Origin of the sequence: Pseudomonas sp. LD120, assembly GCF_009861525.1 — a bacterium.
Classification (GTDB): Bacteria; Pseudomonadota; Gammaproteobacteria; order Pseudomonadales; family Pseudomonadaceae; genus Aquipseudomonas.
Map to the genome: position 1 here is coordinate 504,757 of NZ_WVHL01000001.1, position 24,642 is coordinate 529,398.

Here is a 24,642-nt window from a genome sequence, read left to right on the forward strand (position 1 = left end):
CGGCAACGGCAACGGCAACAGAATTTGCCGGCCGATGTGACGGCGGCATTGCGCCGTCGTCAATACTGGCTCAATTTAGCTGCATCGCCCCGGAAGGCCTGTCTCACTCCATGTCATCGACTTCTTTTCGTCAGTCTCTGCGCCGCCTCTGGGCGCTGGATAAATTCAGCTACAGCGTGCGGGTGTTCATCGCCCTGACCGGCAGCATGGCGCTGTGCTGGTACCAGGATGAAATGGCCCTGCTGATCCCGCTGTTCCTCGGCGTCATCGCCAGTGCCCTGGCGGAAACCGACGACAGCTGGCAAGGTCGCCTCAACGCCCTGGCGGTCACCCTGGTGTGCTTCAGCATCGCCGCGCTGTCGGTGGAGCTGCTGTTCCCTTACCCCTGGATCTTCGCCATCGCCCTGGCCTTGGCCAGCTTCGGCCTGACCATGCTCGGGGCCTTGGGGGAACGCTATGGCGCCATCGCCTCGGCGACCCTGATTCTCTCGGTCTACACCATGATCGGCGTCGATCAGCGCGGCGGCGCGGTGATCGATTTCTGGCACGAGCCGCTGCTGCTGGTGGCAGGCGCCGCCTGGTACGGCGCGCTGTCGGTGTTGTGGCAAGCGCTGTTTTCCAACCAGCCAGTGCAGCAGAGCCTGGCCCGGCTGTTCCGCGAACTGGGTTATTACCTCAAGCTCAAGGCATCGCTGTTCGAACCGATCCGCCAGTTGGATGTTGAAGCCCGGCGCCTGGAGCTGGCCCAGCAAAATGGCAAGGTGGTGGCAGCCCTCAACGCCGCCAAGGAGATCATCCTGCACCGGGTCGGCAATGGCCGGCCGGGGTCGAAGGTCAGTCGCTACCTGAAGCTGTACTTCCTGGCCCAGGACATCCACGAGCGTGCCAGCTCGTCGCACTACCCGTACAACGCCCTGACCGACGCCTTCTTCCACAGCGACGTGCTGTTTCGCTGCCAGCGCCTGCTGCGCCAGCAGGGCAAGGCCTGCCGCGCCCTGGCCGAATCCATCCAACTGCGCCAGCCCTTCGTCTATGACGCCAGCTTCGCCCAAGCTCTGAGCGACCTGCACGCCTCCCTGGAACACTTGCGCATCCAGAGCAACCCGGCCTGGCGCGGGCTGCTGCGTTCGCTGCGGGCCCTGGCCGCCAACCTCGGCACCCTCGACCGCCTGCTCAGCGACGCCAGCAACCCCGACGCCCTGGCCGATGCCACCGACAGCAGCCTGCTGGACCGCTCGCCGCGCAACCTCAAGGATGTCTGGACCCGCCTGCGCACCCAACTGACACCCACTTCGCTGCTGTTCCGCCATGCCCTGCGCCTGCCCCTGGCGCTGAGCATCGGCTACGGCATGGTGCATTTGATCCACCCGTCCCAGGGCTACTGGATCATCCTCACCACGCTGTTCGTCTGCCAGCCCAACTACGGCGCCACCCGGCGCAAGCTGGGCCAAAGGATCGTCGGCACCGCCATCGGCCTGACCATCGCCTGGGCGCTGTTCGACCTGTTCCCCAGCCCCTTGGTGCAATCGCTGTTCGCCATCGCCGCCGGAGTGGTGTTCTTCACCAACCGCACCACCCGCTACACCTTGGCCACCGCCGCCATCACCCTGATGGTGCTGTTCTGCTTCAACCAGGTGGGCGACGGCTACGGGCTATTCCTACCGCGGCTGTTCGATACCCTGCTGGGCAGCCTGATCGCAGGATTGGCGGTGTTCCTGTTCCTGCCGGACTGGCAGGGACGGCGCCTGAACAAGGTGCTGGCCAACACCCTGACCTGCAACAGCATCTACCTGCGCCAGATCATGCAACAGTACGCCGCCGGCAAGCGCGACGACCTGGCCTACCGCCTGGCCCGGCGCAATGCCCACAACGCCGACGCGGCGCTGTCCACCACCCTGGCCAACATGCTCATGGAGCCGGGGCACTTCCGTAAGGAGGCCGACGTGGGCTTCCGTTTCCTGGTGCTGTCTCACACCTTGCTCAGCTACCTTTCCGGCCTGGGTGCACACCGAGAGACCCAACTGCCGGGCGAGGTACGCGAGCATCTGATCAATGGCGCGGGCGTCAGCCTGGCGGCGAGCATCGATGAAATCGCCCAGGGGCTGGCCAACAAGACCCCGATCGCCATCCAGAGCGATGCCGAGGAAGCGCTGGCCAATGAGCTGGAGCAGATGCCGGATGAAATCGACGAAGGCCAGCGCCTAGTGCAGACCCAACTGGCGTTGATCTGCCGACAACTGGGTCCGTTGCGAACCCTGGCGGCGCACCTGATCAAGGCAGCTTAAGAGCAGCGACAAGCGACAAGAACGGCGCGAACGGCTCTAGCTTGGCGCTCGCAGCTTACCGCTGCTTCCCTTACATGCCGTGCTGGCGCAGCAGGCGGTCGTAGCTGCCGTCTGCCTTCATCGCGGCGATTTCCCGGTCGAACTTGGCAATGATCTGCGCGTGCTCGGGGTTCTTCAGGCTCACCAGGATATGCAGGCTGTTTTCGCTCAAGGGCTTGGGCAAAAATTCCAGGGCATTGCGTACCCTCGGTGATTCGCGCGCCAAGTAGTAACGGGCAACGTACTCGTCTTCCAGGGTCAGCTTGACCCGATCCGCCGCGAGCATGCGCACCGCCATGGCGAAATTGTGCACCAGCACTTTTTGCATCTCTGGGTCATTGTCGAATTTCGGCGAATAGGCATAACCACGCACCACGGCAATCGGGTATGCGTGCAGTTGCTTGAGGTCTTTGTATTCCAGCGGGACATCTTTGCGCTTGATGAAGCGCAGCCGGTTGAGCATGTACTCCGAAGAGAATTGCCCCAGGCGGGTGCGTTCTTCGTTGTACCAGGCGTTGACCAGCACGTCGTAGCGCCCCTCACCGATCCCCAGCAGCGCCCGGGCCCAAGGCACCTGTTCGAACTCACTGGAATAACCCGCGCGGGCCAGCGCCGTGCTGACGATATCGGTGGCCACACCGCCATTGACCAAAGTCGCATCGGTAAACGGCGGCCAGGCATCAGCGACCAGTCGCAGCTTTTCCCCATAAACGCCTTGGCCCAGCAACAGCAATCCGATCAAAGCCAAAGCTCGATGCAATCGCAGCATGCTAAAAGATCCTTAGCGGGCACAGTGCCCAGCGCGTTCCCGCCCACTTGCAACAGGCAGCAGGTCGGGCCCCGTTTTTAACATTAGCTCATCGACGCCAATACACAGGACTTCAAAGCACATTACACAACGAAGACAAAAGTCTGTGAAAACAATAGTGGCATTTTGACCAAACTCACAGAAACAATTTGCCGCTAAGTCACGACAAGACATCTCGCGCCGATGTGCTTACTATTTCGCGCAGCACTTTTCACAGGATATGAAAATGACCATCGAATGGGTCTGCAAGCATCACACCGATCTCGGCAAGGAGCAGCTGTATGCCATCTTGCAACTGCGCACTGAAGTATTTGTGGTGGAACAAAAATGCCCCTACCAGGAAGTGGACGGCCGTGACCTGGAAGGCGACACCTGCCACCTGATGGGCTGGGACGGTGACCGCTTGGTGGCCTATCTGCGCCTGCTGGACCCAGTCTCCCAAGGCGGCGACGTGGTGATCGGTCGCGTGGTGATCGCCGAAAGCAGCCGGGGCAACAGGCTGGGGCACGAGCTAATGGAACAGGGCCTGAAACAGGCGCAGCGGTACTGGCCCGACACGCCGATCTACCTCTCGGCCCAGGCTCATTTGCAGACTTACTACGCACACTACGGTTTCAATGTGGCCGGCGAGCCCTACCTGGAAGACGGTATCCCCCACATCGGCATGCGCCGGGTCTGAATTTCAGGGATACCCCAGCACCGTCTTTATCTGCGGCAGGTTGGACTTGATCCACACCTTGTCGATCGCGCCCCAATTGCGAATCCGGTAACAACCGGCGTGATTGCGGGCGCCGTCTTGTTGTTCGAACTCACAGAGAATGTCCAGGTCCGCCAGGGCGGCGATGGTGTCCTGGGCGGTGCGCCGGGGCATGCCAGTAACCTCGGTCAAGGCCGGCACGCTGCTGGCCAGGCCCGTGTCGATCAGATACGCCACGTACAAGCGGCGGTAGAAACTGCTCTTGGTTTTACTCACATCCATCGCCCGTTCCTTGTCGCTAAGGGTTAACCCAACACACTTGCCTTGGCTTGCAGGTCGCGCCAGGTCAGGTAGACCCGCAGGTCGAATTCCAGCTGGTGATAGCCCGGCAGCATGTGCTCGCAGAGCTTGTAGAACGCTTTGTTGTGATCGGATTCCTTGAAGTGCGCCAACTCGTGCACCACGATCATCCGCAGAAACTCCGGCGCCGCCTCCTTGAACAACGAGGCAATACGAATCTCTTTCTTGGCCTTGAGCTTGCCCCCCTGCACCCGGGACACCGTGGTGTGCAGACCGAGGGCGCGATGGGTCAGGTCCAGGCGGTTATCGAACAGCACCTTGTCGATGGCCGGTGCGTTGCGCAGGTATTCCTGCTTGAGCTCCAGCGCATAGTTGTACAGCGCCTTGTCGCTCTGCACCGCATGTTTTTGCGGATACCGCTGGCTCAGGTAGGCGCCCAGGCGATCTTCGACGATCAACTGGCGCACTTGCTCTTGCAAGGCGACGGGATAGGCCTGGAGGTATTTGAGTGCGGTCATGAGGAAGGCAACGCAAGGTGCAAAAGGTCGCCAGTGTAGCGAATTCAGGCCGGCAGCGCGCTCCAGTCAAACGGCTGGACAAACTGGCTGGCGCTGTCGGCGGTCAGTGGCCGGGCCACCAGAAAGCCTTGCACATACTCACACCCATTGCCCTTGAGCCATTGGTACTGCTCGACGGTTTCCACTCCCTCGGCGATCACCAACAGCCCGAACTGCTTGCACAGATCGATCACGCTGCGGGCAATCGCAGCATCTCGGGGCGAGGTCAGCAACCGGGCAATCAAGTGGCGATCGAGCTTGAGGGTGTCGAGTGGCAAATCGCGCAGATAAGCCAGGCAACAACTGCCTGAACCAAAGTCGTCCAACGCCACCCGTACGCCCAATTGATGCAACTGCTGTAACTGCTTGCGGCTGTCATCCAGGTTCTGGGTCAAGGCCGCTTCCGTGACTTCAACTTCCAACTGCCGAGGTTGCAGGCCATGGTGGGCCAACACCTGCTGCAACTCCGCAGCCAGATTAGGCATGTTGAACTGAGTGGCGCTGAGGCTGACACCGAGCACCAGGTCTGCACTGAACACGGGCTCCCAATCCTTGCGCTGAGCGGCGCCCTGTTGATAGATCCAACTGCCCAGGCGGCTGATCAGGCGCGCCTCTTCCAGCAAGGGCAGAAACAGCCCCGGCGGCACATCACCCACGCTCGGATGGCGCCAGCGCAGCAGCGCCTCGAAGCCCCGCAAACGCCCATCGGCAATCGCCACCTGGGGCTGATACACCAGAGTGAACTCCTTGCGTTCCACCGCGTTGCGCACGCTGTCTTCAAGCATCAACCGAGAGCGCGCGCGACCGTTCATCTCGTGATCGTAATAACGATATTGCTGGCGACCGGCGCGCTTGGCTTCGTACATGGCAATGTCCGCCGCCCGCAACAGGCCGTCCAGATTGGAACCGCAATCAGGGTAGATGGCGATGCCGATGCTGGCCCCCAAGACCACTTCCAGCCCATCGATCTGCTGGTTGATGGACAGGCGTTCGATCAGCTTTTCGGCAATTTTCGCCGCGTGCTCGGGAAAGCGCAGTTCCAGCAACGCGGTGAATTCATCGCCACCCATGCGCCCGAGGATGTCAAACGAATGCAGGCATTCCTTCAACTGCTCGGAAACCCAGCGCAGCACGCGATCACCGGCATCGTGCCCCAGGGAATCGTTGACCCGCTTGAAGCCGTCGAGGTCCAGGTACAGCAGAACCAGAGACTTTTCTGAACGCTCACTGCGCAGCAGGATGTTATCCACGGTCTGGTAGAAACCACGACGGTTGAGCAACCCGGTCAACGGATCGGTCACCGCCTGATATTCCAGTTGCTGATGCAGACGCCGCACCTCGGACATATCCAGCAGGGTGACGACCATAGCCTTCTGCTCGCTGGGCAATGGTGCGCAGGACAAGGCCACGCTCAGTTGCTGGCCGGGAACCGTGCGCAGCAACGCGTCATGCAGGCGATAGGTTTCGCCTCGGCGATAGCAGCCGTACAACTCCGAGTCGTGCCAGTGGGGAATATGGGGGTTTTGCAGATAGTCGAGAAAGGGCGAGCCTTCCAGCTCTTTGACCTGAGCGTTGAGCAGGCGTGACACCGCGGGATTGGCGAAGCGTACGCAACCCTCCTCATCTACCACCAGAATGCCCTCGGCGGCGTTTTCCAACACCGAAGCGTTAAACGCCCGGGCCACTTCCAGGTCATGACTGAGGCGCTGCAGAGCCCGGCGATTGCGTTGATGCTCCAGCAGGGCCTGCACCTTGGGTTTAAGGATCTGCGGGTCGAAAGGCTTGAACAGGTAATCCATCGCGCCGCTGGCATAGCCCTTGAGCACGGCGTCATGGGACTGCTCGTTGGCGGTCAGAAAGATGATCGGGGTCAGCCGGGTGCGCTGACTGCCACGCATCAGCCTGGCCACTTCAAAGCCGTCCATGCCCGGCATCTGCACATCCAACAACACCAAGTCCACCTCATGCTCAAGCAGCAGGCCCAGGGCCTCGACGCCTGAGCCGGCGGTCATCACTCGCCAGTCCTGACGCTGCAACAGCGCACGCATGCTGAGGAGGTTTTCAGGATAGTCATCAACGATCAGAAGAGTGGAGTGGCCTTCGGCCGCCTCCGGTTGCGCGCATTCCATGCTGCTTCTCTTTGTCTGCAAAAAGACCGGGTGGGGAGAAACCCGACAGAAACTGAGGTCTCACTCTAGACCCGGATCCTGAAAAGCAGAAGCTGTCAGCACGCCATCACTTCGCCAATCGCCACGACTCCCGACTAACGGTCACATGTTTGCAGCATAGAAACCGGGGAGTATGGCATTTAGACATTTTGCTGACGCCAGATATCCGCCATACGGGGCATTCCCTGCGCCTGATCTGCGTTATAAAGGCGCCCTGAGAAGCGCAGGCTAAAGCCGTTGGCGGGCCTGTATCAAAGACGCTCTTGTGGAAATCCCCCATCATGATCGACCTGGCAACCTGGAACCTCAGCGTTCCCGTCGGCACTCCACCGACAACCATCGACACCCCGAGACTGGTCAAAGGCTTCAAGAACTCTTACTTCCACGCCGACACCGGCACGCTGTTTTTCTGGTCGCCGGTGACCGGCTCGAAAACCGCAAACGCCATCTATCCCCGTACCGAACTGCGCGAGACTTACGCCAACGGCAGCCTGCGCAATTGGACCTACCCCGAGGCCGACAACCTGTTGCACGCGACCCTGACGGTGAACCAGGTGCCCTCGTCGGGCAAGATCGTCATTGGCCAGATCCACGCCTACAACAGCACCAAGCCCCTGGTGAAAGTGGAGTACCAGTACAAGACCAGCACAGGTGCCGGCAACATTGTCGCCAAGGTGCGCATGCGCCCGGACGATGAACACAGTCGAATCATCACCCTGGCCCAAAACGTGCCGATGGATCGCGACTTTTCCTACCTGATCCACCTGAGCCCTGGCGGCGTTTTGGGGCTCAGCGCCGCAGGCGCTCAGTGGGATGCGCAATTGAGCGCCACCTGGCGCGACAAGCCGCTGTACTTCAAGGCAGGGGTCTATGTGCAGGACAACACTGGCTACACCAGCGAAGGCGGCAAGGTGACCTTTTCCAAGCTGGACATCGACCACAACAAGACCTGAGCCAACACGCCCGGCCACCTTACCGGCGCACCGCGCGTTGCGTTCGCGCAGGCCGCTGTCGCAGGCAAGCCCGTGCCCAAGGGAAGAGGAACAACGGGCACAAAAAACCCGCATTGCTGCGGGTTTTTCGTTCAACGCCAGGACTTAGTTGACCTTGGCGTTCAGCTCACCTTTGAGGTAACGCTGGAACATCCCTTCCAGGGAGATCGGCTTGATCTTCGAAGCGTTGCCGGCGGTACCAAAGGCTTCGTAACGGGCAATGCACACGTCGCGCATGGCGGTCACGGTGGCGCCGAAGAACTTGCGCGGATCGAACTCGCTCGGGTTGGTGGCCATCAGACGACGCATGGCACCAGTGGACGCCAGACGCAGGTCGGTGTCGATGTTGACCTTACGCACGCCGTACTTGATGCCTTCAACGATTTCTTCAACCGGCACGCCGTAAGTTTCTTTGATGTCGCCGCCGTACTGGTTGATGATCGCCAGCCACTCCTGCGGAACCGACGAAGAACCGTGCATCACCAAGTGGGTGTTGGGAATGCGCTTGTGGATTTCCTTGATGCGGTCGATGGCCAGCACGTCGCCGGTAGGCGGCTTGGTGAACTTGTAGGCACCGTGGCTGGTGCCGATGGCGATGGCCAGGGCGTCGACCTGGGTCTTCTTGACGAAATCCGCGGCCTCTTCCGGGTCGGTCAGCATCTGGCTGTGATCCAGCACGCCTTCGGCACCGATGCCGTCTTCTTCACCGGCCATGCCGGTTTCCAGAGACCCCAGGCAACCCAGCTCGCCTTCGACCGACACGCCGCAGGCGTGGGCCATGGCCACGGTCTGTTGGGTGACGCGCACGTTGTATTCGTAATCGGTGGGAGTCTTGCCGTCTTCGCCCAGAGAGCCGTCCATCATGACCGAGGAGAAACCCAACTGGATGGAACGCTGGCAGACGTCAGGGCTGGTGCCGTGGTCCTGGTGCATGCACACCGGGATGTGCGGGAATTCTTCGATGGCGGCCAGGATCAGGTGACGCAGGAACGGCGCACCGGCGTACTTGCGCGCACCGGCGGACGCCTGAACGATCACCGGGGAGTCAGTCTTGTCAGCGGCTTCCATGATGGCGCGCATCTGCTCAAGGTTGTTGACGTTGAAAGCTGGAACGCCGTAGCCGAACTCGGCTGCGTGGTCCAGCATCTGGCGCATGCTGATGAGTGCCATTGTGTGTCTCTCTCCCGGTCGAGGGTCGTTAATCGTGCAAGCCTGCCGTAGCGGCGACTGCTATTCAAGTGATTGCAGATCGGGGGTCAGCCCGCCCTGTTGTATCCGTTAAAACCAAATCTCTACAGCCCTTCAGGAACCAGTTCGCCGGTAAAGGGGCCCTTGACCTTGCACAGGTCTGGACGCCGCCTTGGCTGGCAAGCCAGCTCTTATTGGGCCTTGCAGCCACGGCCGATCAAGTCATTGGTGGCGACCCAATAAACCAGGCCCTCTTCACCCTTGACGTGAAAGGCCAGCATGTCATCGCTGTACAGCGAACCCGAACCGCTGGGCTCAAGCTTAAGGCGACGCACCTGATCGTCGCCCCCCAGCCGCACGTCAACCTCCTTGCGGCTGTTGTCGGTGTAGCGCCAGAGCACGCTTGCCTGGCTGTCACATACCCAGGTGGTCCAGTTGTCGGGGGGCGGCGACTTGAGCAGGTTCAGGTTGGCACAACCGGCCAGCATTCCCAGCATCGCCACGACGATCAAAGCTTTCATCAATGTTCCTCGGCCGCGAGCCCACAGGCCCCGGCGATTCGCGTTATCCAGTCTGACCCGTCAAGGGCAGCCCTGTTCCCTGGTCTTTGACGGTGTCTCGTACTTCTCCAGGCCCTCTGGGCCCAGCCGTTTGTTAATCACCGGCGCCGTCTCGGCCTGCCAATCGGCCTGATAGCAGCCTTTGTCCGGCTCACCGGCCTCATCGACCGATTTTGCCTGCGGAGTGCCGGAGCACCCCGCCAGCAAAGCCGCGGCGATCAACAGTGGCAATGTCTTGACCATCAGAACACTCCTTTGCCCGGCCAATCGAGGCGTCAGGCCTTGGCCCGGGCTTCCAGGACTTCAACCGCCGGCAGCACCTTGCCCTCGACGAACTCTAGGAACGCGCCACCGCCGGTAGAAATGTAGGAGATCTGCTGGGCCACGCCATACTTGTCGATGGCCGCCAGGGTGTCGCCACCGCCTGCGATGGAGAACGCGGCGCTGTCGGCGATGGCCTGGGCCAGCACTTGGGTTCCGTTGCCGAACTGGTCGAACTCAAACACGCCCACCGGACCGTTCCAGAGGATGGTCTTGGAAGATTTCAGCAGCTCGGCGAACTGCGCGGCAGTCTGTGGACCGATGTCGAGGATCATGTCGTCGGCCGCTACGTCAGCGATCAGCTTGACGGTAGCTTCGGCGCTTTCGGCGAACTCCTTGGCCACGACCACGTCCACCGGCAGCGGCACGCTGACCTTGGCGGCGATGGCACGGGCCGTGTCCAGCAGATCAGGCTCGTACAACGACTTGCCCACCGGATGACCGGCCGCAGCCAGGAAGGTATTGGCAATGCCTCCGCCCACGATCAACTGGTCGCAGATCTGGCTCAGGCTGTTGAGCACATCAAGCTTGGTCGACACCTTGGAGCCGGCAACAATGGCCGCCATCGGCTTGGCCGGGTTGCCCAGGGCCTTGCCCAGCGCATCCAGCTCGGCCGCCAGCAAAGGACCTGCAGCAGCCACCTTGGCGAACTTGGCCACGCCATGGGTCGAACCCTCGGCGCGGTGCGCGGTGCCGAAGGCATCCATCACAAACACGTCGCACAGCGCTGCGTATTGCTGGGCCAATTCGTCGGCGTTCTTTTTCTCGCCCTTGTTGAAGCGCACGTTCTCAAACAGCACGATGTCGCCGGCCTTGACCTCGACGCCGCCCAAGTAGTCAGCCACCAACGGCACTTCGCGGCCCAGGGCGCGGCTCAGGTAATCGGCTACCGGCTTGAGGCTGTTCTCGGCGGAAAACTCGCCTTCGGTCGGGCGACCCAAGTGCGAGCAAACCATCACTGCCGCACCTTTTTCCAGGGCCAGCTTGATGGTCGGCAGCGAAGCCAGGATCCGCGCATCGCTGGTGACAACACCGTCCTTGACTGGGACGTTGAGGTCTTCGCGGATCAGTACGCGCTTACCTTGCAGATCGAGGTCGGTCATCTTCAACACGGTCATGGGTCGCAATTCCTGGGTTACTGAATGGTAGAGACAGGGAGTGGAGCAGCTGTTTGCAGGTAATGTCCTGCAACATCCAGCATGCGGTTGGCAAAGCCCCATTCGTTGTCGAACCAGGCCAGGATGTTCACCAGCCGGGGGCCGGAAACACGGGTCTGACTGGCATCGACGATCGCCGAATGAGGGTCATGATTGAAATCACAGCTGGCGTGAGGCAGCTCGGTGTAAGCCAACAGCCCCTTGAGCGGACCGCTGGTGGCGGCCTCGCGCAGGATCCGGTTGACCTCGGTGGCGTCGGTGTCATTGACGGTCTGCATGGTGATGTCGAGGCAAGACACATTGACCGTTGGCACGCGCACAGCTTTGGCCTGGATTCTCCCGGCAAGTTCCGGCAACAGACGCTCGATACCACGCGCCAGACCAGTGGACACCGGGATCACCGACTGGAAGGCCGAACGGGTGCGGCGCAGGTCTTCATGGTGATAGGCGTCGATCACCGGCTGATCGTTCATGGCCGAGTGAATGGTGGTGATCGACACGTACTCCAGGCCAATCGCCTGATTCAGCAGACGCAACAGCGGCACGCCGCAATTGGTGGTGCAGGAGGCGTTGGACACCAGCAGTTCATTGCCAATCAGGCCATCCTGATTCACCCCGTAGACGATGGTGGCGTCGACATCCGACTCGCTGGCCATCGGCTGGGAGAACAACACTCGCGGAGCGCCGGCGTCGAGAAAGCGCTGGCCATCTTCACGGGTGTTGTAGGCACCGGAGCATTCCAGCACCAGGTCGACGCCCAGGGACGCCCAGTCGATGCCTTCGGGGGTAGCACTGCGTAGCACTTTCACGCAGTTGCCATTGATATGCAGACAATCGCCGTCGACCTTCACTTCACCGGGAAACCGGCCGTGGGTGGAGTCGAAGCGCGTCAGGTATTCGATGCTGGCCATGTCGGCCAGGTCATTGATGGCGACGATCTCGAATCCGGCCGCAGCCCCCCGCTCGAAGAGAGCACGCAAGACGCAACGACCAATCCGGCCGTAGCCGTTGAGTGCAACTTTATAGGGACGCGGTTGGGGCATGAGGTTCTCGATGACCGGGGATCGTACCGTCAGCGTGGTGCTGCCTGTCATGTCGTCATCGCGAGCAAGCTCGCCCGCACAGGGATGTCGTGCCCCCCTGTACGCGCGAGCTTGCTCCGAGCGTCAGACCAGACAAACCCACTAACGGGTTTAGTCTTCCAGCAGCTCTTCAGCCTGACCCAGGATGTTGTCCAGGGTGAAGCCGAACTCTTCGAACAAGGCCGGCGCAGGCGCCGACTCGCCGTAGGTGGTCATGCCGATCACGCGGCCTTCCAGGCCCACGTACTTGAACCAGAAGTCGGCATGAGCAGCCTCGATGGCGATCCGCGCGCTGACCTGCAGCGGCAACACCGATTGTTTGTAGCCTGCATCCTGGGCGTCGAACACGCTGGTGCACGGCATGGAAACCACCCGCACCTTACGACCTTGTTCGGTCAGTTTGTCGAACGCCTGAACCGCCAGGCCCACTTCCGAACCGGTAGCGATCAGGATCAGCTCAGGCTCGCCTGCGCAGTCTTTCAACACGTAGCCACCGCGGCTGATGTCGGCGATCTGGCCGGCATCACGAGTTTGGTGCTGCAGGTTCTGACGGGAGAAGATCAGCGCCGATGGGCCGTCCTTGCGCTCCAGAGCGTACTTCCAGGACACCGCCGACTCCACGGCATCGGCCGGGCGCCAGGTGTCGAGGTTCGGGGTGCTGCGCAGGCTGGTCAGTTGCTCGATCGGCTGGTGAGTCGGGCCGTCTTCGCCCAGACCGATGGAGTCGTGGGTGTAGACGTGGATCACCCGCTGCTTCATCAGCGCCGACATGCGCACCGCATTGCGGGCGTATTCCATGAACATCAGGAAGGTCGCGCCGTAAGGCACCAGGCCGCCGTGCAGGGCAACCCCGTTCATGATTGCGGTCATGCCGAACTCGCGCACGCCGTAGTACATGTAGTTGCCGCTGGCGTCTTCAGCGCTGACGCCCTTGCAGCCTTTCCACAGGGTCAGGTTGGAACCCGCCAGGTCGGCCGAGCCGCCGAGGAACTCAGGCAGCAGCGGACCGAAGGCGTTCAGGGTGTTCTGGCTGGCTTTACGGCTGGCGATGGTTTCGCCCTTGGCCGCCACTTCAGCGATGTAGGCATTGGCCTTCTCGGCGAAGTCCGCTGGCAAATCACCGGCAAGGCGACGCACCAGCTCGTTGGCTTCGGTCGGGAATGCAGCGGAGTAGGCCGCGAAACGCTGATCCCACTCGGCTTCCACGGCGCGGCCAGTTTCTTTGGCGTCCCACTCGGCGTAGATATCAGCCGGGATTTCGAACGGGCCGTGATTCCAGTTCAGCGCGGTGCGAGTCAGGGCGATTTCCTCGGCACCCAGTGGCGCGCCGTGGCAGTCTTCCTTGCCCTGCTTGTTCGGCGAACCGAAACCGATGGTGGTCTTGCAGCAGATCAGAGTCGGCAGCGGGCTCTTGCGCGCGGTGTCGATGGCGGTCTTGATCTCTTCCGGATCGTGGCCGTCAACGTTGCGGATCACCTGCCAGTTGTAGGCTTCGAAACGCTTCGGCGTGTCGTCGGTGAACCAGCCTTCGACTTCACCGTCGATGGAAATGCCGTTGTCATCGTAGAAAGCAATCAGCTTGCCCAGGCCCAGCGTGCCGGCCAGGGACGCCACTTCGTGGGAAATGCCCTCCATCATGCAGCCATCACCCAGGAACACGTAGGTGTGGTGATCGACGATGTCGTGACCTGGACGGTTGAACTGGGCCGCCAGGACTTTTTCTGCCAGGGCGAAGCCCACGGCATTGGCCAGGCCCTGACCCAATGGGCCGGTGGTGGTTTCCACGCCCGGGGTGTAGCCGAACTCCGGGTGGCCCGGGGTGCGGCTGTGCAGTTGGCGGAAGTTTTTCAGGTCATCGATCGACAGGTCGTAGCCGGTCAGGTGCAACAGCGAGTAGATCAGCATCGAGCCGTGACCGTTGGACAGCACGAAGCGGTCGCGGTCGGCGAAGGATGGATTGCTCGGGTTGTGCTTAAGGTAGTCACGCCAAAGTACTTCGGCGATATCCGCCATACCCATGGGGGCACCTGGATGGCCGCTGTTGGCTTTTTGCACGGCATCCATGCTGAGTGCACGAATGGCGTTGGCACGCTCACGACGGCTGGGCATCGCTGATCTCCTGAGGATTGAATAAAACGAAACGGAAAAAAGGCCTGCATTTTCCCTCAGGCGTCTGGCGGGGGCAATGACAGATAGTCACTCAGGCATGTTTTTCCCACGGATGAACACACAATCCCCTGATGAGCCTTCTTTGCCGTTCGTTAAGTGACATGACCGAGGCTCTGGCAAAGGCCTTCCGGCGACCAATATCAAAACTTTTTGATATTGGTCTTGCGAGCCGTTCCGGGCATCACTAGACTGCGCCCCTATGAACCTGCACGCACCCTCTATCGAACATGACAATTGCGACGAACTGGCAGCCCTGTGCAAAGCCGGCGGCGATCCGTTGCGACTGAATGTGCTGCGAGCCCTGACCAACGATTCGTTCGGCGTGCTGGAATTGGCTCAGATCTTCGCCACTGGCCAGTCAGGCATGAGTCATCACTTGAAGGTTCTGGCTCAGGCCAGCCTGGTGGCGACCCGCCGTGAAGGCAATGCAATTTTCTATCGCCGCGCCCTGCCCCATACCGAACTCCTGGGGGGCAAGCTGCACGCCGCATTGCTGGATGAAGTCGATCAACTGCCGTTGCCAGACGACGTGCAGTCGCGAATTAGCCTGGTGCATCGGCAACGAGCCGCGGCCAGCCAGGACTTTTTTTCTCGGGTGGCGGAGAAATTTCGCGCCCAGCAGGACCTTATCGCAGGACTGCCGCAGTACCGCGAGAGCGTCCTCGCGCTGCTGGACAAACTGAGCTTCAGTCCAATGGCCACGGCCATTGAAGTCGGTCCAGGCGACGGCGGATTCCTCCCCGATCTGGCCCGACGCTTTGCCCACGTCACCGCGCTGGATAACAGCCCGGCGATGCTTGAACTGGCGCGCCAGCTGTGTGAGCGCGAAACGCTGGCTAACGTCAGCCTGCAACTGGCCGATGCATTGGGTGACGTACAACTGACCGCCGACTGCGTGGTGCTGAATATGGTGCTGCACCATTTCGCCGCGCCGGCCGAGGCCCTCAAGCAGATGGCCAATTTGCTGCAAGCAGGCGGCAGCCTGTTAGTGACAGACTTGTGCAGCCATGACCAGAGCTGGGCCAAAGAGGCTTGCGGTGATCTCTGGCTAGGCTTCGAACAAGATGATCTGGCCCGTTGGGCCACCGCTGCGGGACTGACTCCCGGGGACAGCCTCTATATAGGCTTACGTAATGGTTTCCAGATCCAGGTCCGCCATTTTCAGCGACCGGCTGGCGACACTCACCATCGGTAAATTTTAGGAAACCGTCGAGATGAGCGAATACTCCCTTTTCACCTCCGAGTCCGTGTCCGAAGGGCATCCGGATAAAATCGCTGACCAGATTTCCGATGCGGTACTGGACGCCATCATTGCCCAGGACAAACACGCCCGCGTAGCAGTGGAGACCCTGGTCAAGACCGGCGTGGCCATCGTCGCTGGCGAAGTCACTACCAGCGCCTGGGTCGACCTGGAGCAGATCGTTCGCGACGTGATCTGCGACATCGGCTACACCAACTCCGAAGTCGGCTTCGACGGCGCCACCTGCGGTGTGCTGAACATCATTGGCAAGCAGTCCCCCGACATCAATCAGGGCGTCGACCGTGCCAAGCCTGAAGATCAGGGTGCCGGCGACCAGGGCCTGATGTTCGGCTACGCCAGCAACGAAACCGCGGCCCTGATGCCCGCCCCGATTGCCCTCTCGCACCAACTGGTGCAGCGCCAGGCCGAAGCTCGCAAATCGGGCCTGTTGCCTTGGCTGCGTCCGGATGCCAAATCCCAGGTTACCTGCCGCTATGAAAACGGCATCGTGGTTGGCATCGACGCGGTGGTGCTATCGACCCAGCACAACCCGGAAGTGTCCTACAACGACCTGCGCGAAGGCGTGATGGAGCTGATCGTCAAACACGTGCTGCCGGCCGAGCTGCTGCACAAGGACACCCAGTTCCACATCAACCCGACCGGCCAGTTCATCATCGGCGGCCCGGTGGGCGACTGTGGCCTGACCGGTCGCAAGATCATCGTCGACAGCTACGGCGGCATGGCCCGTCACGGCGGCGGCGCGTTCTCCGGCAAGGACCCATCCAAGGTTGACCGCTCAGCCGCCTACGCCGGCCGCTACGTGGCCAAGAACATCGTCGCAGCGGGCCTGGCCGAGCGTTGCGAGATCCAGGTGTCCTACGCCATTGGCGTGGCGCAACCGACCTCGATCTCGCTGAACACCTTCGGCACCGGCAAGATCAGCGACGACAAGATCATCCGCCTGGTTCGCGAGCACTTCGACCTGCGTCCTTACGCAATCACCACCATGCTCGACCTGCTGCACCCGATGTATCAGGAAACCGCCTCCTACGGTCACTTCGGCCGTACACCGCAAACCAAAACCGTGGGTGAAGACACCTTCACCACCTTCACCTGGGAAAAAACCGACCGCGCCGATGCACTGCGCGCCGCTGCCGGCCTGTAAGCTTCACCTGGCAACACCCCAAGCCTCGCCGGGCACTTCTCGGCGAGGCTTTTTTGTAGCCGAAGGTTTCTCTCTGGCGCCGACAAACCCACAGCCCTCAAGGCCCCCACGGGCTGGCGATGACGCGCCCAGCCCTGGCGAAACACCCCGCAATCACCTCCGCCAGATCCCCCGCCCCAGCCCGCCTACCCTTCAGAACATGACCACGCAGAGCAAGGATGCTCCCCATGCTGCCAAAACTGTTCCTGTTACTGACCCTGATACCATTGCCCGCCCAGGCCGAATGCCCCGACTGGTCAAGCCGCCGGGCCAGCGAGGAAATCGCCCACCTGCAACAACAGATCACACGCTGGGACGACAGCTACCATCGCCAAGGCCGATCGCTGGTTGCAGATGAGCTGTATGACCAGTCGCGCCATCGCCTCAATACCCTGCAACGCTGCTTCCCGCAGCCCGGCCGGATGCTGGACCAGCCACTGGCCAGCTCACGCGGCGGCATCGCCCATCCCATCGCCCACACCGGCGTGGAAAAACTCCCCGACGCCAACGCGGTGCAGCTTTGGCTCAAAAGCCGGGCGCAGGTCTGGGCGCAACCCAAAATCGACGGCGTGGCCGTGACCCTGATCTATCGCAAGGGGCGCCTTCAGCAGGCGCTGAGCCGTGGCGACGGTCAGCATGGCCATGACTGGAGTGCAGCGGCGCGCCAGATCGAGGCCATTCCTCAGCAACTCAACCAACCCGTCGACCTGTTGCTTCAGGGCGAGCTTTATCAACGCCTGAACCTACACATCCAAGCACGCTCCGGCAGTATCAACGCCCGCAGCCGCGTGGCTGGCTGGATGAGGCGCAAGCACCTGGCCGCACAAGACGCCGCGCAAATCGGCCTGTTCGTCTGGGACTGGCCACAAGGCCCCAGCACGCTGAGCGAGCGCCTTGAGCGACTGGCAGAACTAGGCTTCACCGAAGGCCGCGAATACAGTAAGCCCATCACTCGCTTTGCCGATGCCCAGCACTGGCGGGAACACTGGTATCGCACGCCCCTGCCCTTTGCCAGCGACGGCATCATCCTGCGTCAAAGCCGGCGCCCGCCTGCCGAGCGCTGGCAAGCACAAGCCCCACACTGGATCGCCGCCTGGAAATACCCCTACACCCAAGCCCTGGCCAACGTGCGCCAGGTGCAATTCAGGATCGGTCGCACCGGACGCATCACCCCATTACTGGATATCGAACCGGTGACCCTTGACGACCGACAGATCCGCCGCGTCAGCCTCGGTTCTTTGCAACGCTGGCGAGCCCTGGACATTGTCCCCGGCGACCAGGTGGCGATCAGCCTCGCCGGCCTGACCATTCCACGTCTGGATAGCGTGGTACTCAGACGTGCGCAACGTCCGGCCATCCAGGCGCCGCGACAGGAGGACTTTCACCCTTTAAGTTGCTGGCAGCCCGTACCCGGCTGTGAAAGCCAGTTTCTGGCGCGACTGACCTGGCTCAGCAGCAAGCAAGGGCTAAACCTGCAGAATGTCAGCGGACAAACCTGGGCTCGGCTGATTGAAGCAGGCCGTATCAACAGCCTGCTGGATTGGTTGACCCTCGATCAGGCAGAGCTTGCTAACATTGCCGGCTTCGGCAAACGCAGCAGTACTCGCTTGCTCAGGAGCCTGCACAGCGCAAGACAACGACCCTTCGCGCGCTGGCTCAAAGCCCTGGGCCTTCCCCCCAGCGGCTCAGCTGATCTGAGCGGACCGTGGCAGACCCTGGCCTTGAAAAGCCGCGAGGACTGGCAGAACGAATCAGGAGTAGGTGCTGGACGAGCCGCGCAACTGGCGGCATTTTTTCGTGATCCACAGGTGCTGGCCCTGCGCACAATCTTGAGTGATGCCGGCATCGAAGGCTTTTAGCCCGCCGCCGGTGCCGGCGCATTGAACCACCTCGTCAGCAACGGGCTCCAACAGGCCACTTGCGATACAAACGCTGTATTTTTTCACTGGTTGTTTTTTGATCTTTTTTCACCTGGAGCCCTCAATGAACCGTTTTCCAATGCTCGCCGCAATGACCCTGTGCAGCCTGATGAGCGCCCCCCTTCTGGCCGCCGAACCAGTGCCTCCGTTGACTGGCTGCGCCGCCAAACGCCAGGCCATCATGACCCAGATCGAACAGGCCAAGGCCCATGGCAACAGCGATCAGCAAGCCGGCCTGGAGCGCGCCTTGAGCAAAGTCACCGCCCACTGCACCGATGCGTCGCTGAGGAAGGAACGGGAAAACAAGGTACTGGAAGCCAAGCACGAAGTGAGCCGTCGCCAGGCCGACCTGGAAAAAGCCATGAACAAAGGCGACTCAGAGAAAATCAACAAGCGCAAAGACAAACTCGCCGAGTCCCGCAAGGAACTGCAAGAAGCCCTGGACGATCTGGACAAATGACCGTCGCCTTCCCTGGCGACCACATCACTCAGTGATTACGAAACTCTTTGTGGCAGGCACTGCAGACGTCCTCGACTTTCTGTACAGCGGGCCCCAGGTTGCTGGCCTTGTAGGGCTGGACCTGACTGATGGTCACCAGTTCAGCGGTGGCGGCTTCAAGGTTGCGCGCCAGCTCCTGGAAACGTGCCTGCTTGCGCCAGACATCATCGGTGGCGCTGGTGTGGTCCTCTTCCTTGACCTCGGGGAAGTGCTTCCAGGGCTCATGGGACAGGCTGTCGAGCTTCACCGCCCCTTCGGCAAAGCGTGCGCCGTCGAAGGGGATCCGGCCACGCAGCATGCCCCCCAGGTCCTCGCCGGTCTTGAGCATCTGTTTGAAGATCGCCTTGCGCTGACCCAGAGGGGAATTGGGGTCGACACCGCCACAGGCGGAAAGCGTCAGGCAGGCCAGCAATACAACGGAAAGTCTTTTTAGCGTCATGATGGCTTCAGGTCAGGTCACGGAAACGGCGGCCAGTATCCTCGTCTACCCGGCAAACACCAATAGCCCTATTAACAATAGGGGTTGTCCGCCGTCATTCAGGCAGTGGCCCACCCCTCAAGGAAACACAGCATGAACCCGAGCTTCCTCCGCTGGCATCGCCACCTGCTCTGGACCCTGCCGGCTTTGGCGCTGCTTGCCGGCTGCAACGGCGGCGACAGTAGCAAGCCGTCAACCCACGCCCTGGCCACGTACAACAGCGCCTCATGGGAATCGCTGCCCAGCGTCGCCGATAACGACCTGCTGGCGGGCTTTGACTCCTGGCGCAGCGCCTGCAACCGCCTGAAAGCCGACCCGGTCTGGGGCACCACCTGCGCCGCAGCAGCCAATGTGGCGCAAGACCCCGGGGCCGTTCGCGGTTTTCTCAAGGAACACCTGCAGGTCTATGGCCTGCGCTCGGGCAGCGGCAGCAGCACCGGCCTGATCACCGGTTACTACGAACCGGTGTATCCCGGCAGCCTGACCCCGACCCCTGTGGCCAACGTGCCTGTTTACGGGGTGCCGGACGACATGATCATCGTCGCGCTGGACAGCCTCTACCCAGAACTCAAAGGCAAGCGCTTGCGGGGGCGGCTCGAAGGCCGGGTGCTCAAACCCTATGACGACGCGGCAACCATCGAGCGCCAAGGGGTCAAGGCGCCGGTGCTGGCCTGGTTGACCGATCCAATGGACCTGCAGTTTCTGCAGATCCAGGGCTCGGGCAGGATTCAACTGGATGACGGGCGCCAATTGCGAATCGGTTATGCCGACCAGAACGGCCACCCTTATCGCCCCATCGGGCGTTGGCTGGTGGGCCAGGGCGAACTGAAGAAAGAAGACGTGACCATGGGCACCATCGCCGCCTGGGCCAAGGCTCACCCGACACGGATTACCGAATTGCTGGCCAGCAACCCGAGCTACGTCTTCTTCACCCGCAACCCCGACAGCAACGAAGGACCGAGAGGCTCGCTGAACGTCCCGTTGACCGCCGGCTACAGCGTTGCGGTGGACCGCAAGGTCATTCCCCTGGGCAGCCTGCTGTGGCTGTCCACCACCCGCCCCGACGGCAGCAGCCTGGTCCGTCCAGTCGCGGCCCAGGACACCGGCGGCGCCATCACCGGCGAGGTGCGCGCCGATCTGTTCTGGGGCACCGGCAACGCTGCCGGGCAACTGGCCGGCGACATGAAGCAATCCGGCCAGATCTGGATGCTCTGGCCCAAAGGCGCGACCCTGCCCAGCGTCCCGGAAGTCAGCGACACCCCTTGAGCCCGGCTGGGCCGGCGGTAGCGTTCGTCATCTCGCTAGCACCGACAAGCCCCGCCTTAGAGCGAAACGAAGAAGAAGCTGGCGATCAATGCCATGCCCACGAACCACACCAGGGAGCGCAGGATCGCCCAGTCCGCCAGGTAGCAGATGATGTACAACAGGCGACTGGTGATGAACAACACAGCCAACACATTGATCGTCACCAACGAGGCGTTGCCCGCCACATGGGCGACGATCACCGCCGCGGCAAACGCCGGGGTCACTTCAAAACTGTTGAGCTGCGCGGCGTGCGCACGCCTGGCGAAACCTTGCAGGGTTTCCAGGAACGCCCGTGGATCGTGGTTCTGCCGTGGCCCGAACTGGCCACCGCTGAACTTGGCGATACCGGTACACAGGTACGGCAGGAAAATAGCGATCAACACACACCAGAAAGCGACAGTCATAACGCACATCCTTTTTAGAGTTTTAGGGAGTATTCAGAGCTTCATCAGCAACATGCCCAGCAGCACCCACAAGCTAAGAGCCGGGGCCGGCCGAAAGGTTCTTTCAGGTAACCCATGACCCGCAGTACCAGAATCACGCTGATGTCACGCAATGCCGCCTTGGCAATCGATCCCAGCTGCATGACCCAAAGCACCAGAGCGTAGCTGAACAACTCACAGAATCCGTAAAGCACCCTACTGTGTCCCGCCACGCCGCCGACACATCAAAGCCTTGGCCTGAAGCGTTCGGGCTGTTTTCACTGCAATCATCCAAAGGAGTCCGGATGCTCGAACTTGTCGCTGCCTTTATCTGCCTGACCACCCTGCTCACCTACGTCAATTTCCGCTTTATCGGCCTGCCGCCGACTATCGGCGTGATGGTGACTGCCCTGATCTTTTCCTTGCTGTTGCAAGGTTTGAGCTACCTGGGCTTCCCCGGACTTGAAGAACATGTCGAAGCGTTGATTGGCAAGATCGACTTCGGCGATCTACTGATGAACTGGATGCTGTCGTTCCTGCTGTTCGCCGGAGCCCTGCACGTCAACCTCAACGACCTGCGCAGCTATCGCTGGCCCATCGGCCTGCTGGCAACGGTGGGCGTACTGATCGCCACCTTGGCCATCGGCAGCCTGGCCTATTGGATCTTCGGCCTGTTCGGCTGGCAGGTGAGCTTCCTTTATTGCTTGCTGTTCGGTGCACTGATCTCCCCCACCGACCCGATTGCAGTGCTCGGCGTGCTACGCACCGCCAACGCCTCCAAACCGCTGAAAACCACCATCGTCGGTGAGTCACTGTTCAACGACGGCACCGCGGTGGTGGTGTTCACCGTGCTATTGGGCATCGCACAGTTGGGAGAAACCCCCACGGCGGGCGCCACCGCCTGGCTGTTCGTTCATGAGGCCATTGGCGGCGCGGCGTTCGGTGGGCTGATCGGCTATCTGGTGTATCTGATGATCAAGAGCATTGAGCAGTACCAGATCGAGGTGATGCTAACCCTGGCCTTGGTGATCGGTGGCTCGGCCATGGCCAGCGAGCTACATGTGTCGGCGCCGATCGCCATGGTGGTGGCGGGTCTGATCATCGGCAACCTGGGCCGTAACCTGGCAATGAACGACATGACCCGGCGTTACCTGGATGGTTTCTGGGAGCTGCTGGACGACATGCTCAATGCCCTGTTGTTCGCGCTGATCGGCCTTGAGTTGTTGTTGCTGCCGTTCAACTGGCTGCACCTGGCGGCCGCGAGCCTGCTGGCAATAGCCATCGTGCTCTCGCGCCTGCTCACCGTGGCTCCGGCGATTCTGTTGCTACGACGCTGGCGCAACGTCCCCCGAGGCACCATCCGCATCTTGACCTGGGGTGGTCTGCGTGGCGGTGTGTCGGTGGCCCTGGCGCTGGCGCTGCCCCTGGGGCCGGAACGTGATCTGGTGCTGAGCATCACCTACATCGTGGTGCTGTCGTCGATCCTGCTACAGGGGCTGAGCATCGGCAAACTGGTGCGCCACGTTACCCAGAACGCCCCTGCCGCCAAGGCCGAGGTCCATTGATCATCGATTGATCTGTCGCGGACCGGGCGCCAACGCCTGGTCCGCGCCCTGGCTCGGTCGACCACTCTCGCCGCGCACCTGAGCATGGCTGATCAAGGCGAAGATGAGGCCGCCCCCCTGATGTTCCCCGCCAGGGTCGGCCCGGCGACCACCAGCCAGAAATCCCGCCACGCCAGTTCACCAGCAAACACCAGATAGGACACTTCCGCCGAACCCACCAGGATGAGAGTGAAATCCCCCAACGCCATTAGGCTTTGTACGAAAAGCCTTGATACTCGGTGATGCTACGTTGAAAACGGTCTCGGAATGCTCATTTACAACCCGTAAACTCCGCTTCATCGACTGTTTTCGCCTTGCCTGACCTTCGTCTCAAAACTTTTCGTACAGCGCCTATGTAGGTGATGGGGAGGATGGCCACAGCTTGGCGCTCTCCATGGACGGAATCATCCACACCCTGGTGGCAATCATCCAGCCGGAGATAATGCCTTTGGCGAACATCTGCGCACAGGCGTTTCCATGACCTCGCGGCCGATTTCGAGAAAGACCTGATCGGTTTTGCTGTCGACAATCGGCAGATACAACATCCCATAAGCCACCAACAGCGTGCCGCACAGGTTGCCCACCAGCACCAGGCGCCATAGCCTCAACAGCCGCCCGACGTTACTCAGGCTCGGTTTACTCATTACCGGCAACACGGCGGTCAGGGTGTTTTCAGTGAACCGTTGCTGACGGGCGAGGATCACCGCCAGAAACCCCGCGCAGTACCCGAATCTGGCGATCACCTTGAAGGCCTCACCGTCCGGCAGTCGGGAATTGAGCAGGCCCATGCCCTTCAGCGACAAGCCCATGGTCAGGCCGGCGGCCAACGCCGACCACCACAGGGCGGCGACACTGCGCTTGAGTTCCCGATCGCCCTGGGTGCTGATGATTTCGTGCAGCACCGCCGCGCGCGGTGGCTGGTTACGGTCGACGTCTTGTTGCTCTGCGGCCGACAGGCCGGGGGGTTACCGTCGCTTCGCATGCCCATGGAGATTCTCAACCAAGTGGGCCGTATGAGTTACGACACATCGGGTTCAGGGCTGTTCCATGCGGATCGACGCCCGCTTGCTGGCGAAGGCAGCCAGGAGCGCGCCTTCACCCAAGGGCGATCAGGCTTCGTCCTTGAACTGGTCCTTGACGTATTTGATCTCGGTGCGGCCGTGGGGCGCCGGCAAGCCATCCTCACCGAGGTTGACGAAGACCATCTTCTCGACGGTGAGAATAGATTTGCGGGTGATCTTGTTGCGCACTTCACAGGTCAGGGTGATGGAGGTACGGCCGAACTCGGTGGCGGTGATACCCAGCTCGATGATGTCGCCCTGGCGCGAAGCGCTGACAAAGTTGATTTCCGAAATGTACTTGGTGACCACCCGCTGGTTGCCCAGTTGAACAATGGCGTAGATCGCCGCTTCTTCGTCGATCCAGCGCAACAGGCTGCCGCCGAACAGCGTGCCGTTGGGATTGAGGTCTTCGGGTTTTACCCACTTGCGGGTATGGAAATTCATATTCACTCCTGACCGTACTGCCAATTGATGCCCGGCATCATGGCAGACCGAGCGGTCATGCTCTACGCAACCTCGACTATGGTCGTGATTAATGATCTTCATCCAGGCGACAGAAACACTTTTGGAAGTCCGCCTCAGCCAGC

The 24,642-nt window shown here is 61.3% G+C and carries 22 protein-coding genes and 3 pseudogenes; 9 read left to right on the forward strand and 16 right to left on the reverse strand.

Annotation, left to right across the window (positions count from 1 at the left end; all coding sequences use genetic code 11):
• Nucleotides 1-110: 110 nt before the first annotated feature.
• Entirely contained in the window at nt 111-2,285 is a 2,175-nt protein-coding gene (gene yccS / locus PLD_RS02400; RefSeq protein ID WP_159889457.1) for a YccS family putative transporter, read from the forward strand.
• Between the two features lie 70 nt (nt 2,286-2,355).
• Here the strand turns inward: yccS and PLD_RS02405 are convergent, their stop codons facing one another.
• Entirely contained in the window at nt 2,356-3,093 is a 738-nt protein-coding gene (locus tag PLD_RS02405) for an ABC transporter substrate-binding protein (protein ID WP_159889459.1), read from the reverse strand.
• Nucleotides 3,094-3,358: 265 nt separating this feature from the next.
• Between PLD_RS02405 and PLD_RS02410 the strand changes: the two genes are divergently transcribed.
• On the forward strand, nt 3,359-3,811 hold the full coding sequence (locus PLD_RS02410; protein ID WP_159889461.1) for a GNAT family N-acetyltransferase: 453 nt from the start codon (nt 3,359-3,361) through the stop codon (nt 3,809-3,811).
• 3 nt (nt 3,812-3,814) lie between these two features.
• Here PLD_RS02410 and PLD_RS02415 read toward each other — a convergent pair whose 3' ends face one another.
• The 3 genes from PLD_RS02415 to PLD_RS02425 are packed head-to-tail and all read right to left on the reverse strand — an operon-like array spanning nt 3,815 to nt 6,815.
• A complete protein-coding gene (locus PLD_RS02415) occupies nt 3,815-4,111 on the reverse strand; it encodes a helix-turn-helix domain-containing protein (RefSeq protein WP_159889463.1) in 297 nt (98 codons plus the stop codon).
• A 23-nt stretch (nt 4,112-4,134) separates the two neighbouring features.
• The gene (locus PLD_RS02420; protein WP_159889465.1) at nt 4,135-4,647 is read right to left on the reverse strand and encodes a M48 family metallopeptidase; all 513 of its coding nucleotides are present in this window, start codon (nt 4,645-4,647) and stop codon (nt 4,135-4,137) included.
• A 44-nt stretch (nt 4,648-4,691) separates the two neighbouring features.
• Entirely contained in the window at nt 4,692-6,815 is a 2,124-nt protein-coding gene (locus PLD_RS02425; RefSeq protein ID WP_159889467.1) for a bifunctional diguanylate cyclase/phosphodiesterase, read from the reverse strand.
• A 320-nt stretch (nt 6,816-7,135) separates the two neighbouring features.
• Between PLD_RS02425 and PLD_RS02430 the strand changes: the two genes are divergently transcribed.
• Nucleotides 7,136-7,807, forward strand: a complete 672-nt coding sequence (locus tag PLD_RS02430; protein WP_159889469.1) for a polysaccharide lyase family 7 protein — start codon at nt 7,136-7,138, stop codon at nt 7,805-7,807.
• 144 nt (nt 7,808-7,951) lie between these two features.
• Here the strand turns inward: PLD_RS02430 and fba are convergent, their stop codons facing one another.
• From fba to tkt, 6 genes are all read right to left on the reverse strand, one after another.
• Nucleotides 7,952-9,016, reverse strand: a complete 1,065-nt coding sequence (fba, locus tag PLD_RS02435; RefSeq protein ID WP_159889471.1) for a class II fructose-bisphosphate aldolase — start codon at nt 9,014-9,016, stop codon at nt 7,952-7,954.
• Nucleotides 9,017-9,225: 209 nt separating this feature from the next.
• Nucleotides 9,226-9,555: an MliC family protein gene (locus PLD_RS02440; RefSeq protein WP_159889473.1), complete on the reverse strand. Its 330-nt coding sequence runs from the start codon at nt 9,553-9,555 to the stop codon at nt 9,226-9,228.
• Between the two features lie 60 nt (nt 9,556-9,615).
• On the reverse strand, nt 9,616-9,837 hold the full coding sequence (locus tag PLD_RS02445; RefSeq protein ID WP_159889475.1) for a hypothetical protein: 222 nt from the start codon (nt 9,835-9,837) through the stop codon (nt 9,616-9,618).
• Between the two features lie 32 nt (nt 9,838-9,869).
• A complete protein-coding gene (locus tag PLD_RS02450) occupies nt 9,870-11,033 on the reverse strand; it encodes a phosphoglycerate kinase (RefSeq protein WP_159889477.1) in 1,164 nt (387 codons plus the stop codon).
• Between the two features lie 17 nt (nt 11,034-11,050).
• The gene (gene epd / locus PLD_RS02455) at nt 11,051-12,115 is read right to left on the reverse strand and encodes an erythrose-4-phosphate dehydrogenase (protein ID WP_159889479.1); all 1,065 of its coding nucleotides are present in this window, start codon (nt 12,113-12,115) and stop codon (nt 11,051-11,053) included.
• 150 nt (nt 12,116-12,265) lie between these two features.
• On the reverse strand, nt 12,266-14,263 hold the full coding sequence (gene tkt, locus PLD_RS02460) for a transketolase (RefSeq protein ID WP_159889481.1): 1,998 nt from the start codon (nt 14,261-14,263) through the stop codon (nt 12,266-12,268).
• Nucleotides 14,264-14,522: 259 nt separating this feature from the next.
• Between tkt and PLD_RS02465 the strand changes: the two genes are divergently transcribed.
• The 4 genes from PLD_RS02465 (at nt 14,523) to PLD_RS02480 (ending at nt 19,146) form a co-directional block, all read left to right on the forward strand.
• A complete protein-coding gene (locus PLD_RS02465; RefSeq protein WP_159889483.1) occupies nt 14,523-15,518 on the forward strand; it encodes a metalloregulator ArsR/SmtB family transcription factor in 996 nt (331 codons plus the stop codon).
• A gap of 19 nt (nt 15,519-15,537) precedes the next feature.
• Nucleotides 15,538-16,728 (forward strand): methionine adenosyltransferase, encoded by a 1,191-nt coding sequence (metK, locus tag PLD_RS02470; RefSeq protein WP_159889485.1) that lies wholly within the window; start codon nt 15,538-15,540, stop codon nt 16,726-16,728.
• A 218-nt stretch (nt 16,729-16,946) separates the two neighbouring features.
• Entirely contained in the window at nt 16,947-18,626 is a 1,680-nt protein-coding gene (ligB, locus tag PLD_RS02475; RefSeq protein ID WP_178116104.1) for an NAD-dependent DNA ligase LigB, read from the forward strand.
• A 124-nt stretch (nt 18,627-18,750) separates the two neighbouring features.
• Nucleotides 18,751-19,146 (forward strand): DUF1090 domain-containing protein, encoded by a 396-nt coding sequence (locus tag PLD_RS02480; protein WP_159889489.1) that lies wholly within the window; start codon nt 18,751-18,753, stop codon nt 19,144-19,146.
• A 28-nt stretch (nt 19,147-19,174) separates the two neighbouring features.
• On the opposite strand, the gene PLD_RS02485 is transcribed toward PLD_RS02480, so the two are convergent.
• The gene (locus tag PLD_RS02485) at nt 19,175-19,624 is read right to left on the reverse strand and encodes a cytochrome c (RefSeq protein WP_159889491.1); all 450 of its coding nucleotides are present in this window, start codon (nt 19,622-19,624) and stop codon (nt 19,175-19,177) included.
• 132 nt (nt 19,625-19,756) lie between these two features.
• On the opposite strand from PLD_RS02485, the gene PLD_RS02490 reads away from it, so the two are divergent.
• Nucleotides 19,757-20,929 (forward strand): murein transglycosylase A, encoded by a 1,173-nt coding sequence (locus PLD_RS02490; protein WP_159889493.1) that lies wholly within the window; start codon nt 19,757-19,759, stop codon nt 20,927-20,929.
• 56 nt (nt 20,930-20,985) lie between these two features.
• Here the strand turns inward: PLD_RS02490 and PLD_RS02495 are convergent, their stop codons facing one another.
• Together PLD_RS02495 and PLD_RS02500 are read right to left on the reverse strand one after the other, a co-directional pair.
• Nucleotides 20,986-21,372, reverse strand: a complete 387-nt coding sequence (locus tag PLD_RS02495; protein WP_159889495.1) for an MAPEG family protein — start codon at nt 21,370-21,372, stop codon at nt 20,986-20,988.
• Nucleotides 21,373-21,405: 33 nt separating this feature from the next.
• Nucleotides 21,406-21,596, reverse strand: a pseudogene (locus tag PLD_RS02500) (EamA family transporter); the annotation flags it as partial.
• A 99-nt stretch (nt 21,597-21,695) separates the two neighbouring features.
• On the opposite strand from PLD_RS02500, the gene PLD_RS02505 reads away from it, so the two are divergent.
• Nucleotides 21,696-22,955 carry a sodium:proton antiporter gene (locus tag PLD_RS02505; RefSeq protein ID WP_159889497.1) on the forward strand — a complete coding sequence of 420 codons (1,260 nt, stop codon included), beginning with the start codon at nt 21,696-21,698 and terminating at the stop codon, nt 22,953-22,955.
• Here PLD_RS02505 and PLD_RS02510 read toward each other — a convergent pair.
• The 3 genes and pseudogenes from PLD_RS02510 to PLD_RS02520 all read right to left on the reverse strand — a co-directional run.
• Nucleotides 22,956-23,206, reverse strand: a pseudogene (locus PLD_RS02510) (hypothetical protein); the annotation flags it as partial.
• A gap of 143 nt (nt 23,207-23,349) precedes the next feature.
• Nucleotides 23,350-23,982 (reverse strand): annotated as a pseudogene (locus PLD_RS02515) (formate/nitrite transporter family protein); the annotation flags it as partial.
• A 121-nt stretch (nt 23,983-24,103) separates the two neighbouring features.
• Nucleotides 24,104-24,499 carry an acyl-CoA thioesterase gene (locus PLD_RS02520; RefSeq protein WP_060841501.1) on the reverse strand — a complete coding sequence of 132 codons (396 nt, stop codon included), beginning with the start codon at nt 24,497-24,499 and terminating at the stop codon, nt 24,104-24,106.
• Between the last annotated feature and the right edge of the window lie 143 nt (nt 24,500-24,642).